Genomic DNA, 18,281 nt, shown 5'->3' on the forward strand with positions numbered 1-18,281 from the left:
AAGATCGCCGACCCGCGCGGGTCGGCGCCATTCGGACCCGCGCGGGTCGGCGCGCGTTCGCGCCTAGGCGTTTTCGGTTGCGGAGGGATTCGAAGGAAATGTACAGTCGCTCGCAATGAGTGGGAGAATTGCAATTTGACAGGTCGCGATCGAGAATTTTGTTGGTTGCGTTGGCCCTCGCCGCGTGCACGCCACCCGCCAGCGACGAAGCGGGCGAGGACACGACCGGATCCGAGTCCGACACCAACACCGACGAGTCCTGTACGCCCGGGACCGAGGCATGTGTCTGCTCCGAGTCTCTATGCTTCGGCGACCTCGAGTGCGTTGACGGCGTGTGCGTCGATCCGAACGGCGACGGCGACGGCGACGGTGACCCCACCGGCGACGGCGACCCGACCGGCGACGGCGACCCGACCGGCGACGGCGACCCGACCGGCGACGGCGACCCGACCGGCGACGGCGATGGCGACCCGACCGGCGACGGCGATGGCGACCCAACCGGCGACGGCGACGGCGATCCCGGCTGCACCGAACTCGGCTGCGATTGCGACGGCACCCCCGACAGCTGCGACATGGACCTGGCCTGCTACGACGGCGCCTGTGTGATGCCCGAGTGTGGGAACGGGATCCCGGAGGGCCCCGGCGAGGCTTGCGACGACGGCAACCAAACACCCAACGACGGCTGCGACAACGACTGTACCTACACCGAGATCATCGAGCTCTCGGTTGGCAGCCACTCGGCGTGCGTGTTGACCGAAGACGGCCTCCTGCGTTGCTGGGGCTTTAACGGATCCGGCGAGCTCGGTCAGGGCAACACCGAGCCGATCGGTGACGACGAGCCGGTCTACTTCGCCGTGCCAATTGATTTCGGCCAACCCATCGTCGACGTCGACCTGGGTGCCAGCTTCGTGCTCGTGCGCCTCGAGGACGACACGCTGCGTTGCTGGGGATGGAACATCTACGGTCAGTGCGGGGCGGGTACCACGGTCATGATCGGTGATAACGAACCCCTCGTCCAAAACGCCCTGACCCCGTCAGTCGGCGATGCGCTCGCCATCAACGCGGCCGGTCTCAACGCCTGCGCGCGCTATCAAGGCGGCGGCGTGCGCTGCTGGGGTCTCAATAGCTCCGGCGGACCGCTCGGCTACGAGGGGATCCTCGAGAACATCGGCGATGACGAGTTCCCGAGCGCGATGCCTCTGCTCGTGTTCCCGTCAGGGGCGACGGAGATCGAGGGGAGCAGGAATTCTTCTCGCTGCGCCATCCTCGGTGACGGTCGTATTAGCTGCTGGGGCAGCAATTCGTCCGGCAAGCTCGGGTACGGCCACACCAACCCTGTCTTCTCCGGTCCGCCGATCGAACCGCTGGGTATCGGGCTTCCCGATGACGCCGAGATCGTCGCGATCGCCGGCGGCGGCTCTCACTTCTGCGGCTTGTACGACACCGGTGACATCATGTGTTGGGGCGCGAACCCGTACGGCGAGCTCGGCCAGGGGCACACCAACCACATCGGCGATAACGAGCCTCTGACCGCCTCGACGGTCGTCGATCTCGGCGCGCCCGCGATCGCGGTCACGGCCGGATCTCAATGTAGCTGCGCGCTGCTGGACACCAACGAGGTGTTGTGCTGGGGACAGAATAACCAGGGGGTCCTCGGTCAGGGCAACCTCGACGTGATCGGTGACGACGAAGCGCCTTCGACGGTCCCCCCGATCGAGCTCCCTGCTCCGGTCGTCGACATCCAAGCCAACAGGACCACCACCTTCGGCCACGTTTGTGCGCTACTCGCCACCAACGAGATCTGGTGCTGGGGAAACAACAACGGCGGCCAACTCGGCCTCGGTCACCTCACAACATCGGGGACGACGAGCTCCCGATCGAAGGGGGCGGGCCGATTCAATTGTGGGCTCCATAGTAGGTACGATACCATGACAAATTCGTCACCACATTCCTCAGCCCGGGTGATCGCTCGAACCTGGTCCATCTTGATCCTGTGGGCGTGCCTCACCGCGTGCACCCCCCCGACCACTTCGAGCGACGACGGAACCGGATCCGGCGAATCTGGTGATGGATCCTGTGTTCCCGGCACGCAGGATTGCGAGTGTGTCGAAGGACAGTGTTTGGGGTCTGAGCTGCAGTGCGTCGACAACGTGTGCGAGGGCTGCACGCCGGGCACGCTCGGCTGCGAATGTGTGGAGGGGCAGTGCCTGGGCGGCGCAGCGTGCATCGAGGGCGTATGCCTCGATCCCAACGGCGACGGCGATGGTGATGGTGATGGTGATCCGACCGGCGACGGCGACGGTGATCCGACCGGCGACGGCGATGGTGATCCGACCGGCGATGGCGACGGTGATCCGACCGGCGATGGCGACGGTGATCCGACCGGCGACGGCGATGGGGACCCCGCAGAGACCTGCGAGAACGCCACGGGCACCGCCGGGTGTGAGTTCTACGTCACCCGCTTCCCCGTCTACGTCACCCTCGGGCCCCAGCCCCCCGCGGCCGTGAGTTTCGTAAACCCGAGCTCCGACACGCCGGCCACCATCCAGATCGAGATCAAGGTCGATGGCGAGTGGACCGACGCAGCGCTCCCGGTCAACCTCGACCCCCTCGCAAGCTCTTCCTACCAATTCAACAGCGCCAATACCCTCATCGGCCCCGGTGTTCAGCAAGAGAAAGCGCTGCGCTTTTCCAGCGACGTGCCCGTCGAGGTGTACTATGTCGGGCCGATCCCGGCCAGCAACCATGGGCTCATGTCCACGCATCTCCTGCCGCTCTCGGCCTGGGGTTGGGACCACCGCGTCTTGCTGTGGGGCGACTCGTCTCCTTGCAATGGCTATTGCACGACCAAGTGGATGGCCGCGATCGCGGCCTTCGATAACACCATAATCGACTTCGTCGCGCCGGGCCGGTGATCATTGGCAACGTCAACCCGCCAAACCCGGGCCAGTAAATTCAGGTTCAGCTCAATCAGGGCGACGTGTTCATGGTCGCCGCCCCGGCCGACTCGAACATCGTCGGGGCGATGATGCGCTCGGATCCAGGTCACCCAATTGCCGTGTTCAGCGGCAATACGCGGGTGGACCTCGCCATGTTCGGAGAACAAGACACGGGCCCCTACGCGATCTTGGAGCAGAACCTGCCCATTCAGCTGTGGGGGACCGAGTATGTCGGTCTGAACGCGCCAGCGCTCCTGGATGACCTCCAGGGCTCCTGGCAGATCGTCGCCTCCCAGCCGAACACCGTGGTCGACGTGGAGTACAGCGGCACGATCGACTTTCTGGGCATGCCGGGCACGCCCTTCATGATGAACGATGGCGACGTCGTGTCGTTCACGTCGACCAACGGCGGCGACAACGGGGGCGACTTCGTCATCGTCGCAAACAAGCCGGTCGGCGTGATGAACTACGTCCGCGGGCGGCACCACGAGATGGAGGACGACATCTCGGTTGGTGCAGCCATGATCTCGGTCGCGCCCTCCGACCGGCTGCGCAACAACTACATCATCTTCTGGCCCGAAGGCGAGCGAGGCTGGCTGGGTGTCGGTCGTCCAATTCAAATGCCGGTGTCTTTCAACGGCCAGAACATCGTTCCCCAGAGCGTGACCGCGCTGTGGATGGCCAGTGACTGGGAGGCCGCGACCTGGGAGTTCGACCCGGGCGTGACGCGCATCAGCGCCGACGAGGATTTCGCGGCCAAGGTCGTACTCACGCTCGACGGCTACGTGTCGTGGAGCAGCGAGTGGGGTATTGGCTACCTCCCCGGTCTGCGGACCGACTGAGCTGGTCGACAGAATTGAGCATCCCGATGGCCATGAATCGAGACATTGTCCTTTCATCGATCGTGCTGAGTTTGCTCGCTTGCACACCTCCCGCGCAGGATGACGCGAGCGACGAGCAAGGCTCGAGCGACGGCGAGTGCACGCCCGGGAGCGAGAATTGTGAGTGTGTCGAGAACCAGTGTCTGGGCGACCTCACTTGTGAAGATGACATTTGTACGGGGTGCACAGCGGGACAACCCGGCTGCGCGTGCATCGAGGGGCAGTGCTTCGGCAATGTGGCCTGCATCGACGGCGTGTGCGGTGGTCCCGACGGCGACGGCGACGGCGATCCGACCGGCGACGGCGACGGTGACCCGACCGGCGACGGTGACCCGACCGGCGACGGCCACGGTGACCCTACCGGTGACGGCGACGGTGACCCAACCGGCGACGGCGACGGTGACGGTGACGGCGACACCTGTGACACGGTCACGGACACGCTCGGCTGCGTGTTTCATGCGCTCAAGTTCCCGACCCATCAGGCCCAGATCGACGACGATCTGCCGCTGATCCTGATCATCGGCAATCCGTTGTCAGACAGCACGGAGGTCGTGGTCGAGCAGCGCCAGAACGGATCGTGGACCACGGTCGCCGGTCCGCTGTCGGTCGCGGCCATGGACACCCACGAGTTCTATTTCTACGGATCCGACGATATCGTGGCGCCGGGTGTGTACGAGGGCAAGGCCTATCGGCTCACGTCGACCAAGCCGATCGTGGCGCATCAGTTCAACTCGAACATCGGCGCACGCCTCAGCGCCACGAACCTGGTCCCGGTCCGGGCGTGGGGCGGCTCGGGCCGCGCGCTCGGGGATGAGCGCGGTGAGTGGTCGCTGGGCCGGGGCTTCAGCATCAGCGTCGTCGCCGCCGTCGACGGCACCACCTTGATGGTCGATCCGGCCGGGACAGTGGCCGCCGGCCCAGACACACCCATGACCAGCTCACCCTTTCAGGTGCTGCTCGACGCTGGCGAAGTTCTGAGCCTGTTCAAGCCCGCGTCCAACGGCACGCTGCTCGACACGACCTTCACGAGCGACCCGGCCCACCCGATCGGCGTCTACATCTCTCACTCGTGCGGGTCCGTCTACGGCCCGCTCTGCGACGATCACTACGCCGAGCAGCTGCTGCCGCTCGAGCACAGCTATGGGACGCTCACGGCGGGGTTGCGAGATGCCTTCACGCCGCCGGTCAACCCCACCTACGATCGCACCTATTGGGTCGTGTGGGCAGAGCAGCCGAACACCTCGGTCGTGATGACTTCGACGCCGAACGTCCCGCTCCCACCGCAGCCCTATCTCGTCAACACCTTCGGCAAATTTTGGATAGAGACCGACGACGTCCCCGAGATCGGCGACATCCTGTTCGAGGGGGTCAAGCCGTTCGCCGTGTTCAACATAACCGACGGCGCGGAAGAAAATCAGGTCCGAGGTACGGGGCTCGCTCAGATCCCGGCGTTCGAGCACCTCGCGTCGCGCTACGTGTTCGCCACGCCTGACTTCAACATGCTCAATGCGGATCTGTCGATCGCGTACCCAACTGGCGCGTCGGTCATGATCACCGGGCCCACGACCGAGCTGACCGCGCCCTACGAGTTCGCCGACGGCTGGACCGCTGCTCGCTTCAATCTCGAAGCCGGCCAGCTGTATGTGCTCGACGGCAGTGAGCCCTTTATCGCGCTGGTCGGGGGTCGACAAGGTGGTATCAATCGTTCATTCCTGATGAACACTGGGGCCACTTGGTGACCCGCGGTCGCTGAGCTCTCGACCAACTGGCGCAACCTCCAGGCGACCGAGCAGCTGGTCGTCGAGCTTGCGGCTGATCGCTTCGACTCGGTCTTGACCCGCCGGATCATCGCCAACGCGCCGACCTTCCCGACGCTGCTGCAGGCCAGCTTGTTCGTCACCCATGACTACCAGCGCGCGCTCGATCAATTTGCGCGGGCAGGGACGCGCCCAGGGCCGGCCGGGCGGCGCGGGCGACAGCAGGTGATCAGCGCCGCGGGCTTGGCGGCGCTCATGCGCGGGGTTTGTCCCCGCTGTCATGCCAGGCGTCAAATGGTCCGAATTGTTTTGGCGCGATCGATCGCTAGTTGGCGTGTCTTGGCGCGTGCCCAAGCATCGTAGCGGTCCGATCTTGTCGTTCGCCGTTGGTGTGTTGATGAGCTGCGGCGGCGGCGGCAGCAGCGACGACGATCTACGCGGATGTTGGCGACGGCGCTCAAACTCTGGGCCAGGTCATCGAGGCGGCCGGCTCCCCCGTGTGCGACTACGCGCTCGGCGGCAACGGTTTTCCGCTGACGGGTGGCACGCTGAGCAATTCCGGCCTGCTTTGCGACACCGATCTGTACTTCAACCTCGGCGACCACGAGCAAGATCTCGCCTCCTGTATGGATTTGGGCTCGGGTTCGAACACCGCCTCCTATGGTCCAGTATGGAGCGCAGAAAAGGGCGCCGGCTGTCCGTTCGACGATCCTGCCGAGTACGGACTTGGTCCGCACGGGCCATGCGGCGTGTGCCCGATGCAGTTCCCAAGCATGGAGTTCAACTATCTCGGCTATGGCAACGCGCTGGGCCTCAACAGCGGCGCCGCTGGATCGGCGACCAACTACATGCAGATTTACGTGCGCTAGCGCTAGTGCGTCGCTCGCCGCTCGTTCCGCTCCTCTCGCTCGCGCTGAACCTGCTTGCCTGCGCCAAGCAACCCGCGCCCCGTGAAGCCTACGAGGGCGCGCCCGTCCGCGCGGCGATCAACCCGGACTGCGACGCTGAAACTCTCGAGGGCGTGCGCGGCCTGCCGTGCGTGCAGATCGACGTGTTCGCCGAGGGCGAGGGCCCGAGCGCGCGCGACGGCGAGTGGCTGAAGGTCCACTACATCGTGCTTCTCCCCAACGGCTCCGTGCTCGACAGCTCGCACGATCGCGGCAAGCCCTTGTCGGTCCAGCTCAACCAAAGTGGGGATCGACGCAGCTACTGCGATCGCACCGAAGCCGCGACGCAGGAGCCGAGCAGGCTGCGTGAACAATGCGGTCTTGCTGGTGAGCAGCTGCGTTTGCCCGCCGAGGCCACCGCGCTTGCCCATGAGGGAGCAACGGAGCCCGTGCGAACGGCGCCGTTTGGGTCCCGAGCAGCTGTGGTGCTCCTGCGGGGCTGCCGTGGTCACGCGGGAGAGCTCGCGAGCCTGTGCGAAGCGCGCTGGGTAGCCGCTGACGGGCCTGGTCGCTTCGCGGTTCGAGGCCCGGTCGCTCGCAGGCACCTGTGTGGCCGCCAAGGAGTCCTGGAAGCAGCTCAGGCCGACCTGAGCTCGCGCGCCACGTCGAGGGTCGGGCTCTCGCGGTCGTAGATCGACCCCGCGGTCGCGGTCGTCGTGGTGTCACCTCCCGCGCCCGTCTGCCGGGTCCGCCGTCGAAGCGACGCGCGTCTGGTCGAACGGGCTGGGGCTCGCGCGAGGGGCTGATGCCCCGCGTTTTTGCGCGGCCATGGCTGCGCCCGAGGCACATTCGATGGGGGGGCGGGGATTGCGTGAACGTCGCGCCGCTCATTCTCGGCGCTGGGAGTCTGGGGCTGTGCCGGTGGCGCCCCACTGTCATGCTGGGGAGCAGTTGGGGAGCAGTGCCGCCGAGATACGACCCGATCTACCGACAGCGAATCCGGGGCCAACACGAGAAGCCGGGGTGAGTCGAACACCGGAACGCCTCCGAGCGCCGCCGTTCCGAGCATCGACTGGATGGTCTACTACGGCGGCGGTAGGAAGTGCGGCTCGAGCAAAATTTGGTCACAGTATTGCTCAACCTGACTTCGTGCTGAAGGACAGGGCCCGTTTGGCGTCTCGCCCAACCAGCTGTCGTACTCCGAGCATGAGAGCACCCCCAGCCCATGAGGTCACATGCGTCACAATAGGAATCTCTGGATCGTTGGGGCGGGCAATCGCTGGTGTGTCGAGAACTGCGATCCTACCAAGCTCAGCTGTGGATCTGGATCATGTATCTACGTCGGTGATGGGTTTCACTGCGGGACGCCGGGCGCCAAGCAGTATGGCGAGCAGTGTTTTCACGGCGGAGAGTGTGATGCGGGCATGATTTGCGCAGCACTACCGGGTGTTCCTGGCTGTGAAGGTGTGAGTTGTTGTACGCCCTTTTGTGTCGACGGAGAGGACTCCACCTGCCCGGGCTTTGGTGAAGGCCAACAGTGCGTCACGGGTCTTCAGGTTCCGGACGCGTTCAACCACGTTGGCGTGTGCACGTGGCCCTGAGCTGACCGGGCGAGCAGACTTGCGAGCTCGCCTCGCCCGACCTCGGCTTTGGCCGAGGTCGGCGGAGTGAACGTGCACGTCGGGCCAGCGATCGATGGCCGCGATCGCAGCGCTTGCTCGTACCGACGAGCCGGCGCTATTCACCACCCACAGCAGCACCTCGCGTGGGTGACGTCCTCGTCGCTCCACGGGATCGGTTCGTCGCAAGCGCCGACCATGGTCTTGATCGGCTCGTCGTCCGGGTCACAGCCGTAGAGCTTGGCCATGAGGAGCGCCGTCGAGCCGGCGCAGCCGTTGGGGACGCAACTCGCCTCATGAAGCTTGCAGAGTTCCTCGCAAGTCGCACCAAATCCTTCCTGCATGCACTCGACCCAGATGGGTCCGCACTCGCCGGCTTGACAGCTCCCGGCCTCCCACTCCAGACCCTCGAAAAAGACGGTGCACTCGTTGCCGCAGGTACCACAATTCAGATTGTCGGTCATGAGGTCGGCGCCGCCACAGGGCAGATCCGGCACCGGGCCGTCCTCTTGCTCGTCCTCGGGGCCATCCTGCTCATCGCAGTCGGGGCAAGGGAGGGGGGCACGACATGCAGTGGCGTTGGCGAGCAGGGCAAGGCTGAGCAGGGCGAACCCAAAGTACTTGTGTTTTTTGGTCATTAGTACGCTCCGAACGGGCCAGTGCATTCGTTCTGTGGGGTCGCCATGTCGTCAAGACACGGAAATGGACCGCCCAAAATACTCTGCGGCGTTCCAGCGACCTGACTCCACTGACTCAGGTTCGTGGCTAGAAGCGGGTTGATGAACTCATCGAAGGGGTCGCCTACCACGTTGGTGAGGTAGACGACGGTGATGTTGTAGGCCCTGTTGTGCAGGACGATGGCCATTGAGCCATCAGTGCCGCCGGCCATCGCCACCCAGTTGCCGCGGGCGTACCAGCCCAGCCCGTAAAACCAGCTTGTCCCGGGTGCTCCGTTCGAGTTCCACCACGCGGGATTCCATAGCTGAGCGGCGACGGCTTGGGGCATCAGAAAGCCCGTCTGTGTGAGCGCGTACATGAGCAGGCCAAGCGATGCACCATCCCCGTGCCAACCGCCAGCCGCCAGCGGCGCGCCACCCATGTACACACGGCCAGCGTATCGGTTGTTGGCGGCAGTCCCGGGGGCCGAGGGGTCGATGGGTCCGGCGTTGGTCGACCACGTCGGCGAGTCGTCGCTGACAACGGCTTTTTGCGGCCCCGGTGTGGGTTCTGACTGGGTCAGCGGGGTGACCGTGTTGACGCAGGTGTCCGCCATGCACGCCCACTTGGGATTGCATGGCGTTCCATTGGTCGCGCAGCCCGTGCAGGTGTTGTCGGGTCCACACACGGGAGTCGTACAGTTTGGGTTCGGGTCCATCGGAGCACACGCGAGGTAGCCACAGTCGGCATCCGTGGCGCAGTCGACAGGATTGTATGCATGTTTGCGGTTGACGAGGTAGCTACGCAGGCCAGCCAGCGTGGGATTCTCGACGGCGCTGCGGTGGCCAGGGTCCGGGTAGATGTCCTGGTCGAGGTTGAGCGGCGCCAGGAAGTTCGTCCGCACGTACGCCTCGTAGCTCAGCCCCGACTGCACACGCACCAACTCCCCGAGCATGGAAAAGGCTGAATTCGAGTAGATGAGCCGCGGGCCTGGGGACGCAGATTGACTCTGGGTGTACCTGAGCAAGTTCCAGTAGCTGTCGGGGTCCGCCGCCGTACCTAGCATGGTGGTTATATCGAGGTGCCCTCCAAGCACGGCGTAGTCATACATCATTTTCCCAGTGATGGGGTATTGCCCGTAGGGGCTCGCGTCAATCAATGCATGGTCGCCGTAGGAGCTCGGACTGAAAGCGAACCCCCCGATGTTGCGCAGCACATCCGCGATCGTCGGCACACTCGCCATCGTCGCTACCCCATTGATCCCGGCCGCCCCCGCGAACGGTGCGGTGAGCGGGATCCCCTTGATGCTCGACTCCCGCACCGTCGCCGCCGCCGTGATCGACTTGGCCACGCTGGCCAGCGCCATCGTGGCGTTGAGCGGCGTCTCAGGATAGGTCGATCCCGCGTAGGTATAGGACCGATTCAACACCAAGTCGTCACCCTCGAATATATGCAGTGTTCCAGACGGCCGAAAGAAGTCCCCGACTTTAGAGCCCGCGAGCGTCATCCCCAGGATCGCCTGCTGATGAAAGGGCAAGTATTTGGCAATGTACCCCGGATCCATCGGATCGATCTCAATCCCCTCCTGCCAGCGCAGGTAGGGATCATGCCGGACCCAAACGCCAGCATAGCGCTGAACGCCGGCGTCCTGGTACGCGCAAGCCCCCTCGAGGTGATACCCGCCCTGCCGCCACTGCGCGTCCTCGCCCTCAAAGGTGATATCGTCCATGTTGTAGCGTAGCTGCAGCTTCAGCTCTGGGGAGCGCTTCAACCAAAGCACGTTGAAGCGCGGCCATTCCTGCGAACCTTGCTCGTAGCTACCTGCGAACGGGTAGTACCCTGCGGCCCATTTGATCGGCGCATCGGCGCTGAGCGCAAGTGCGTCGTAGCCCACACCCAGCTCCCAGTCGCCCGGATCCACGCCGTCTTGGACAAATACGGCCGCGAACTCGCTGGCGCCGTTGCGCTTGCGGCTGGCGATCGAGATCGGGCGATACCCCTTGTCCGCGAGCGTCGCCTCTGTGGTCATGAGGCTGGCCTGGCTCTGGCCGTCAACCATCTGCCACGCGACGGAGCTGTTGTCGTAGACGAACGCGATGGTCGCACCGACGCGGCCGACAGGCAGCGCGAAGGTGTCGATCGACGTGGGTCGTGGGTCGCCCGAAGACCCACCACCCGTGAGGACCTGCTCCTGCGCCACCGAGCCGAACACGAAGGTCTTGATCTCGGTCTTGTAGTTGGCGTCGTCGTCCGACACATACACCGAACGGTCGAGGACCGTCAGCTCCAGGCTGCCGTCGGGGTTGTTCGCCATCGAGACCTCGGCGTCGACTTGTGTGGGACGAAAGCCGTTGCGCAACTTCAACGCGTGGTCCTTCACAAATTTATCGGCCCAGTTGACGCCAGACACGAGCTGCTGTGCTGAGAAGGTCTTGGTATACTCGCTCGCGTGCAGGTCGTAGCGGGAGTCGTGGACCAGACCATTACCGAGCGTGAGCGGCGGGGGCCAGTCTAGGTTTGGGTCTGGTTCGCCAGGCGGATCGCTTCCCTCGCCATCGAACGGATCTTGGGGGACTGGCACGCCGGGGTCGCCTGTCTCACCGCTGCCGCCGGTGACTTCATCAGCCGGGCACGCTGAGAGTAGCAAGGTGGAGATGACCCCAAGACAGATAGACAGACAGACAGGTCCAAACCCGTCGCGGCACCAACACTCTTCTCGTCATGCTCAAACGCTACCGGAGGCACTCGGGAGAGTCAAGCACCTGGAATCCTCAACGAGTGAGCGCCGCGATCTTGCTGGTTATCAAGATCGGCAGCGGCAGGAGCAGCTGAATCTCCGCGGTCGTCACCAGGACCGCGGACATGACAGCGCTCGTTTGCAACATGCCCGACAGAGGGGAGGAGGGTAATTCTGTGAGCGGACGCCATCACCCGACGACCCTTGACAGTCGTAGCCCATCGCAGCCGCCACGGCAACGAGCAGACCCACTGCTCGACTGGAACGTCAGGCAACAGCTTCGCGTGCGTGACGCCGTGGGTGCAGCCGGGTCCGCCGTCGAAGCGACGCGCGCCTGTCGAGGGGCTGGGGCTGGGGCGAGGCCGGATCCGCCGCGAATTTTAGGGGCTGTAGTACGGGGTGGGCTCCCCCTTGAGGGTGAGTCAGGACGGGAAGCTGTCGCAGGAGTAGTCTTGCCCTCATGCGCCGCCGGTCCGTTTTCACGCTACTCACCCTGGCTCTCACCGCCATTCCGCTCACGGCGGACGCGGAGTACCGCTACCTGTGTACGTCCGTCCCGGGGGCTTGCGAGTACTCCTCGGCAGACGTCCCCAAGCTGCTGGCGGACGTCTGCTACTACCCCGGCAGCAACGCGATCAAGATTAAGGGCACGGCGCCGTGCCCATCGGGCTCCAACGCGTTTAGTTTGATCCATGGGGAGATCGTCGATCCTCAAACCGGGCAAGTGTCCGCCTATGCGCCGCTCGACGATGCCTGCGCGGCGGGACTGTGCGCCGAGTTTGCGCCGCATGATGACCCACAAGAGAGCGTGATGTGCTGCGAGAACGGCGGGCCGTGTTGGCCTGGCGGCACCTGTGGTGGTGTCCTCTATTGGTGCCACGATGGCGTCTGCAATGACGATGGTACCATCACTTGCTTTGATGGGGAGCAGCTATAGTCCTGTTGGCGATGCCGTAGATCGCTGTGTGCGCTCGGCTTTCCAAGGTGTCGTCTCCAGCGCCACGGGCAAAGTGGATTGTCAGCCCCCAGGCGAGGGTAGCGTCCGCATTGAGTCCGCGTCGTTCGAACTCGAGTGCAACCGCCTCGCCTGCCGAGGCGAGCCGTTGGCATGAGACCGTGCTGCGCTCGGCGAAATTCGCCGGGTCCAGGATCTGCAGCGCGCGTTCCTCCTGCCCCGCACGCGCGAACGCAACCGCGGCAGGCCCAGCCCAACGCACCCCTGCGTCGGCGAGAGACGAATTCCCCAGGTCGACGACGGAGTCCGCGAGGTCAGCGAGACCTCCGGTCTGGGTTGCTCGACTCGCCGGCGCGCGGACGAGCGCCGCCGTCACCAGCGAGCACGCCACGGCCAGCGCCAACCCGATCATCACCACCCGCAACCGCTGCGGACGCTGCTCGTCCGAACGACGGATCTCCTCCAACGCATCGAGCAAGCTCGCCATGTCCGGCCACCGATCACCAGGGTTGAACGACAACCCCCTGGTGATCACGGCGCTCAGTCGGCGGGGGATCTTGCGGCCTCGCCCGTCGCCGCACAGCATTCGGTGCGCGATCGCCAAGCGCAGCTCCTCCGCGCTCTCGCCCTCGAACGGGCGCTGTCGATACAGGCACTCCCAGAACGCGACACAGAACGAGTATTGATCCGATCGCGCGTCCCCGCGGAGACCACCAAGCCGCTCGGGCGCCATGTAATCGAGGGTTCCGCCCTCCACGCTGTCTTTGCGGCCGTTGTCGTCCAACTTGCGATCGGCACCAGCCTCGTCGGGGCCCTGATCCCGCAGCGCCCGAGCAACGCCAAAGTCAGCGACAAGTGTACGTTCTCCCTTGTCGTCGAGGAGTATGTTGTCGAGCTTGAAGTCCCCGTGTTCAAGGCCGGCAGCGTGGGCGGCCGCGAGCCCGCGACCCGCCTTCATGAAGATGTTGATCGTCTGCTGCCAGGTCGGCGTGTACGACGTGAGCATCGTATGGCCGTCCATGCCCTCGACATACTCCATCGTCAGGAACAGGTCGTCGCCGAGCTTCCCGATGTCGTACAGGCCCACGACGTTGGGATGCGCGAGCTTGGCCAGGCACTGCGCCTCGTGCAGTACGGCGGCCTCGGCCTCCTCGCTCGGCAGCGTCAACAGCTTCAGCGCGACTTCACGATTGAGCTTGGTGTCGCGGGCTCGGAACACGACCCCCATGCCGCCCTCGCCGAGGAGCTCGAGCAGCTCGAAGCGACCGAACTTCACGCCCGGGGTGGTTGCATCGATGTCGCGCGCGTTCGCAGCCGTGGTGACGGCGGCCTTGAGCGCCGCCCTTCGATCAGAGAGGGTGCCTGCTGAACGCTGGCGAGACATCGAAGCTCCGGGGGACCGCGATCGTACACCAACGCGCCCGCAGATCGGCGAACGATGCCCGACAGCTCGACAGGATCGGCGTCTACGACGACGGCCGCTTCGACGGCGTCACGGAGATCGGCGACGTCACACGAGCGGTCCGTCGCCGGGCTTGAATCTCGGCCCTGATGAGCGCCCATGCTCGAGAGACTCGGCTCCGCACGGTCTCGATCTTGATACCCTCGGCGTCGGCGAACAACTGCGGATCCTCGCCACGCAGCCGGCTCTCGAGCGCGCGCCTGTAGACCGTCTTGATCGCGGTCAGAGCCGTGCGAAGCAGCGCGGTTTGTTGCAGCCTCATCGCAGCCTCGTCGGGGCGGCTCTCCGGCACGTCCCACCAACCTGCGGGCAACGGTGGTGGCTCCCGATCACGCCGCCGCTTCGCCCTGCGGCCGCCCTTGAGCTTGAACATGGCGATGGCGAACACGTATGAGCGGAACGAGGTCGGGCGCGTCAGGTCAAACGGCTGTTTGTGCAGCTTGGCAACAATGAACGTCATCGTCTCTTGCGTCAGGTCTTCCACATCGGACGCTTCGGCCCGCCTGCTGAAGAACCGCACCAGCTCGACGCGGATCTGCCGAAACAGGATCTGCTCGGCGCCCGGCTCACCGTCCATCACCGCACGAAGCAGCTCGTCGAGCGACCTGTCGAGCGACATCGTCATCGAGGGTACACGAGTTCGTCCCGGCGAGTACTGGCCGGAAGATCAATTGCACAAAGTCGGGAACGTTACGTCGTCTGGCGGCAGCACCTGATCATGCTCCTGCATACGGTGCCCACCGGACTCCTCGCCAGCCCATGCGACCACCAACTGCGACACCGCGACATGGCTGCGGATCTTCGTTAGGCACACGAAACAGGGGCTTCTGAGGCGAGGGTGGAGTTCCCGGGGTCGCAATTCGGACGTCGGCGAGGAAGCGGCGGACAGGGCTGCCCTCGAAGCGAACCTCCCCGTGGTCTACACCGGAGCAGACCATGAGTCGGTTTGAATTGATGTCCATCACGAGACTGTGGATTTGAAGTCGGTTCCTCACGGGGTAACCTTGCGCGCCGCCAGACGCGGCCAACCGGTACCTTGTGCCGGACGTCTTGCCTTCGCTCTCAAGCTCCGAAGGACGCTCACCGCGACTCCTTGTTCGCAAGCTGTCGCCTATCGCCAGGCTATCCAGTCTCGAAGCATGTTGGCGACTGCCCACGCCGACCCCCGAGCGAGCATGAAGAGCCCACTCTTCGTGTGTTTACTCAGGGACGCTGCCAGAGATTGTCTCGTCTGCATCATCGGCGGTGAGGCTGGTTCGCTAGGATGCGTGCATGCCCCACCGCCCGGCGTGCGGTCTGAAGATGTCGGTGCCCCTGATTCCAACAGGAGCGACCCCAGCAGCGGCTCGGTTGCGAAGGAAGCACGGTCCGAGGCAAACAACGCGGCGCGGCGTTGGTCTGAGCTGAGCCCGACAGTTCGATCCCGCGCCTCGCGTCGTGTGCCCTGGACCTGCCGACACAGTCCGTCAATTAGCGTCGGAAACGAGGTGTCTAGTCTAGTGCGTCACATAGCTCGTACAGTGGGTCCATTCCTGGACTGACCTGGGATAGCCCATTGGTGCGTTTACGTCCCGAACTCGACGAATACGTATAAACTCCCGTCGGGGTCGACTCGATCCTTGCGCCAGCTGGCACCCACACCGCGAAAAGGTTGTCGTTGCTCGGGGGAAAGCGTCGACCCATGGTTGTGCGGTGGGGCCTGCACGTATCACGAGATTTGGGATCATCGCCTTCCTGTTACTGACTGCGTGCCCGGAGGACGACGTCGCAGCCGACGGGGGGACCGGCGAGACAGGTGATCCAGGTATTGATTTCGTCGATCCACTCGATAGCGGCGGCGCGGTGCCACCTGGCACGGCGAGCCTCGAAGATCACTGGGACGCCCCGTCCACGCTCGGGAACGGCCTCGTGCACGACACCCGCTCGGCGGTGGACATGCGCACTCACGCGGCGTCATTCACCAGTGGAAGCTGGCATCGGGTGTTGCGTGGTCGAGCTTCGTCGATAGCAACGAAACCATGCTCGCGCAGGGATTTCGCCCTGCCCAGGTCGACGCTGACGTCGAGCTGACCGAGGATCTGGAGGTCATTGACGAGACGCTCTATATCTCGGACGACGACGCCAACTACCGCACGGAAATCTTCACGCACGTGTTCAAAACGCTCACGTCCGAACGGAGCTTCAGGGGCTGGCAGCCCGTCGCGCTCGGCGCACGGCCAACGTCGGTCTCGACCTTCGCTACCGATGGCCGCGTGGGCTACTCTGTGGCCTGGGTGTACGACAGCCCAACAACCAGGCCCACGCTCGGGTGGCAGCTGAAGGCAGGCCAGAGCGCCGCCGAGCTGAGCACCCTGCTCGCCGATCCTGGAATGCGGCCGATCTCGCTGGCGTCTCGCCGCCGAGCGGGCGCGAGCGAGTACGCGGTGATCCTCGTGCCCACGCAAATACCCACGAGCTGGTCGGCGAGCGTGCACCTGTCGAGTTCGAGCCTGAGCGCCGAGATCGCAGACCGATGGCAAGCGGGCTTCTATCCGTTTCGGATCACGGCGGAAGACGGGGACGCGACTCACGTCAATGTGCTGTGGGCGAGGCGGCCGCCTGGCATCTCGGTGCAGGCGCGCGTGAACCTCACGGACGCTACGTTCGCGGACGAGGACGGATTGTGGCGAACTCGTGGATACCACCTCGAGACGGTGGACAGCTACGTGCAAGCAGGTGAATCGCGCCGCGCGGCGGTGTGGGTTCGCTACCAACCCTACCTCCGCTGGGAGGGCACCGAGTTCACGCCGGACGACGTGAACTATGGCACCAAGTACGAGATGTTTCACGACCAGGCGCTGCGGGTCCTCGGCGATCTCACCGACGTCGCCTGCGCAGACGGTCAAGCCTGCCCGACAGGCACCAACTGCTACAGCTGTCCGCCGGACGTTCCGTGTCTTCACGACGAGGTCTGCGCCGGCGCGGACTTCGGCGAGTACACGCGTCCCTCGGCCACCTTGCATATCTTCGAGGGCTCGAGCTTGGTGCTCAATCGGGCGTATACCTTCGCGCCAGCGGTCTACCCCGACACGCCGCTGAACGCCTCGATGGGGACGGCGTCCGTGTCCAAGTCGTTGACGGCGACGGCGGTCGTTCGTGAGATGAAGGTTCAGGGACTTTCGCTGAATACGACATTTGCGGGCAGGATCGGCGTGGTCCCGACCTACTTCCTCAACGCTCCGCTGGTGCCAACTGGCACACTGTCGGTTCGCGTGCGAGATGTGCTCAACAATCGAGGTGGGTTCGCCGGAGTTACCAAGACGCTCAAGTCCTACGTGGACCACGCGCTGATCGTCGCCGCAGGGGCGACAGCCCCGGTGGATGGTGAGGAACTGTTCGAGTACGTCTTCGCCCCGCCGCCTGACGGCCACGTGAACCTCGGAACCATGCAGGACGATACCTACTGGCAACCCGAATGGTTCAAGCAGGACCGAACGATGGGCACGATGCGGTACTCGAACGCGGGCTACTCGCTCGTGGGCGAACTCGTCCGCGTGCAGTCTGGGGTGGCGTATGAGGAGTACGTGACGAGTAAATTGCTCGCGCCGCTCGGTCTAGAGGATCGAGTCTACGCCTATCCTGGCCCCCGGGTTCGCTCGCGCGGGCCGACTCGCGCGTTGATCGGAAAGTATCTCATCGACGCTCGGCATCCGTACAATGTCGCCTCGCCAAATCCACCGCAACCCGTGCAACCTGCGGTGGGCCTCGCAGCCAATCCCGTCGAGCTCTGGCGCCCCTACATGGGGCCGGACGAGCCACGCGCCCCGACGCGCGCGACGACTCTCTATGGGGGCAATTTTCACCTCGGTGGCGCGCCCCTCGCTGCCGGCGGCTGGTGGGCAGATGGTGAGGCGCTCGGACGCTTGATCCGCAGTATCAGCCGTACGGAGACACTGCTGCCACAGGATGCCGCCGCCTGGATGTGGCACCCCGTTCTGTGGAACTTCAACCACGCGCAGGCCTCCGGCTGGGCCTACGTTCATGGGTGGTACGTGCGGGGCAATTGGGTCGGATGGATGGGGGGCGACCTCGGAGCGGTCGCACTGGTGGTCCACAACCGCATGTACGACATCACCGTCGTGTTCCTGGCCAACGGCCGCGATAGCCCGTCCAACTTCATCAATCCACTCATGGCGTCACCCAACCTCGTGCAGGGGTTTAGCGAGATCGGGAAGGTCTGGCCGTGCCTGCCCGATCCTTCCTTTGGCCCGAACTTCACGGGGTGCAAACTCCCCGTGGCAGCAGTCTATTGAGGTCGCATGAAACGCCCCACGCTCGTCCAAGTCCTTGTCTTGTCGCTCGCGGCCTGCGGGCCAAGGAAACCAGGTGATGGTGCTGGCGAGGAGCC

The 18,281-nt window shown here is 64.7% G+C and carries 11 protein-coding genes; 7 read left to right on the forward strand and 4 right to left on the reverse strand.

Going from position 1 to position 18,281, the window contains the following annotated elements; genetic code table 11:
• Positions 1–161 precede the first annotated feature (161 nt).
• From ENSA7_RS19490 to ENSA7_RS19515, 5 genes are all read left to right on the forward strand, one after another.
• On the forward strand, positions 162–2,915 hold the full coding sequence (locus ENSA7_RS19490; RefSeq protein ID WP_181233907.1) for a hypothetical protein: 2,754 nt from the start codon (positions 162–164) through the stop codon (positions 2,913–2,915).
• Positions 2,916–2,953: 38 nt separating this feature from the next.
• Positions 2,954–3,781 carry an IgGFc-binding protein gene (locus tag ENSA7_RS19495; RefSeq protein ID WP_280524019.1) on the forward strand — a complete coding sequence of 276 codons (828 nt, stop codon included), beginning with the start codon at positions 2,954–2,956 and terminating at the stop codon, positions 3,779–3,781.
• 32 nt (positions 3,782–3,813) lie between these two features.
• Positions 3,814–5,559 carry an IgGFc-binding protein gene (locus tag ENSA7_RS43895; RefSeq protein ID WP_181233908.1) on the forward strand — a complete coding sequence of 582 codons (1,746 nt, stop codon included), beginning with the start codon at positions 3,814–3,816 and terminating at the stop codon, positions 5,557–5,559.
• Positions 5,560–6,074: 515 nt separating this feature from the next.
• Positions 6,075–6,446 (forward strand): hypothetical protein, encoded by a 372-nt coding sequence (locus ENSA7_RS19510; protein WP_106090817.1) that lies wholly within the window; start codon positions 6,075–6,077, stop codon positions 6,444–6,446.
• 5 nt (positions 6,447–6,451) lie between these two features.
• Positions 6,452–7,156 (forward strand): FKBP-type peptidyl-prolyl cis-trans isomerase, encoded by a 705-nt coding sequence (locus tag ENSA7_RS19515; protein WP_106090818.1) that lies wholly within the window; start codon positions 6,452–6,454, stop codon positions 7,154–7,156.
• 1,049 nt (positions 7,157–8,205) lie between these two features.
• Here the strand turns inward: ENSA7_RS19515 and ENSA7_RS19520 are convergent.
• On the reverse strand, positions 8,206–8,721 hold the full coding sequence (locus ENSA7_RS19520; RefSeq protein WP_106090819.1) for a hypothetical protein: 516 nt from the start codon (positions 8,719–8,721) through the stop codon (positions 8,206–8,208).
• On the reverse strand, positions 8,721–11,321 hold the full coding sequence (locus ENSA7_RS19525) for a serine hydrolase (protein ID WP_106090820.1): 2,601 nt from the start codon (positions 11,319–11,321) through the stop codon (positions 8,721–8,723). The genes ENSA7_RS19520 and ENSA7_RS19525 overlap by 1 nt, the downstream gene beginning before the upstream one ends.
• Positions 11,322–11,937: 616 nt before the next feature.
• Here ENSA7_RS19525 and ENSA7_RS19530 point away from each other — a divergent pair.
• A complete protein-coding gene (locus tag ENSA7_RS19530) occupies positions 11,938–12,414 on the forward strand; it encodes a hypothetical protein (protein WP_106090821.1) in 477 nt (158 codons plus the stop codon).
• On the opposite strand, the gene ENSA7_RS19535 is transcribed toward ENSA7_RS19530, so the two are convergent.
• Positions 12,386–13,708 carry a serine/threonine protein kinase gene (locus ENSA7_RS19535; protein WP_181233909.1) on the reverse strand — a complete coding sequence of 441 codons (1,323 nt, stop codon included), beginning with the start codon at positions 13,706–13,708 and terminating at the stop codon, positions 12,386–12,388. The genes ENSA7_RS19530 and ENSA7_RS19535 overlap by 29 nt on opposite strands.
• A 190-nt stretch (positions 13,709–13,898) precedes the next feature.
• Complete coding sequence (locus ENSA7_RS19540) at positions 13,899–14,519, reverse strand: RNA polymerase sigma factor (protein WP_106090823.1); 621 nt, start codon at positions 14,517–14,519, stop codon at positions 13,899–13,901.
• 1,393 nt (positions 14,520–15,912) lie between these two features.
• Between ENSA7_RS19540 and ENSA7_RS19545 the strand changes: the two genes are divergently transcribed.
• Positions 15,913–18,186 carry a serine hydrolase gene (locus tag ENSA7_RS19545; protein WP_106090824.1) on the forward strand — a complete coding sequence of 758 codons (2,274 nt, stop codon included), beginning with the start codon at positions 15,913–15,915 and terminating at the stop codon, positions 18,184–18,186.
• The last annotated feature ends 95 nt before the right edge of the window (positions 18,187–18,281 follow it).

Origin of the sequence: Enhygromyxa salina (assembly GCF_002994635.1) — a bacterium.
Lineage (GTDB): Bacteria > Myxococcota_A > Polyangia > Nannocystales > Nannocystaceae > Plesiocystis > Plesiocystis salina_B.

Bases quoted from the DNA above. Each gene is read 5' to 3' on its own strand.
- ENSA7_RS43895 (WP_181233908.1), top strand. From the start codon at position 3,814: ATGAATCGAGACATTGTCCTTTCATCGATCGTGCTGAGTTTGCTCGCT.
- ENSA7_RS19520 (WP_106090819.1), bottom strand. From the start codon at position 8,721: ATGACCAAAAAACACAAGTACTTTGGGTTCGCCCTGCTCAGCCTTGCC.
- ENSA7_RS19530 (WP_106090821.1), top strand. From the start codon at position 11,938: ATGCGCCGCCGGTCCGTTTTCACGCTACTCACCCTGGCTCTCACCGCC.
- ENSA7_RS19540 (WP_106090823.1), bottom strand. From the start codon at position 14,519: ATGACGATGTCGCTCGACAGGTCGCTCGACGAGCTGCTTCGTGCGGTG.
- ENSA7_RS19545 (WP_106090824.1), top strand. From the start codon at position 15,913: ATGCTCGCGCAGGGATTTCGCCCTGCCCAGGTCGACGCTGACGTCGAG.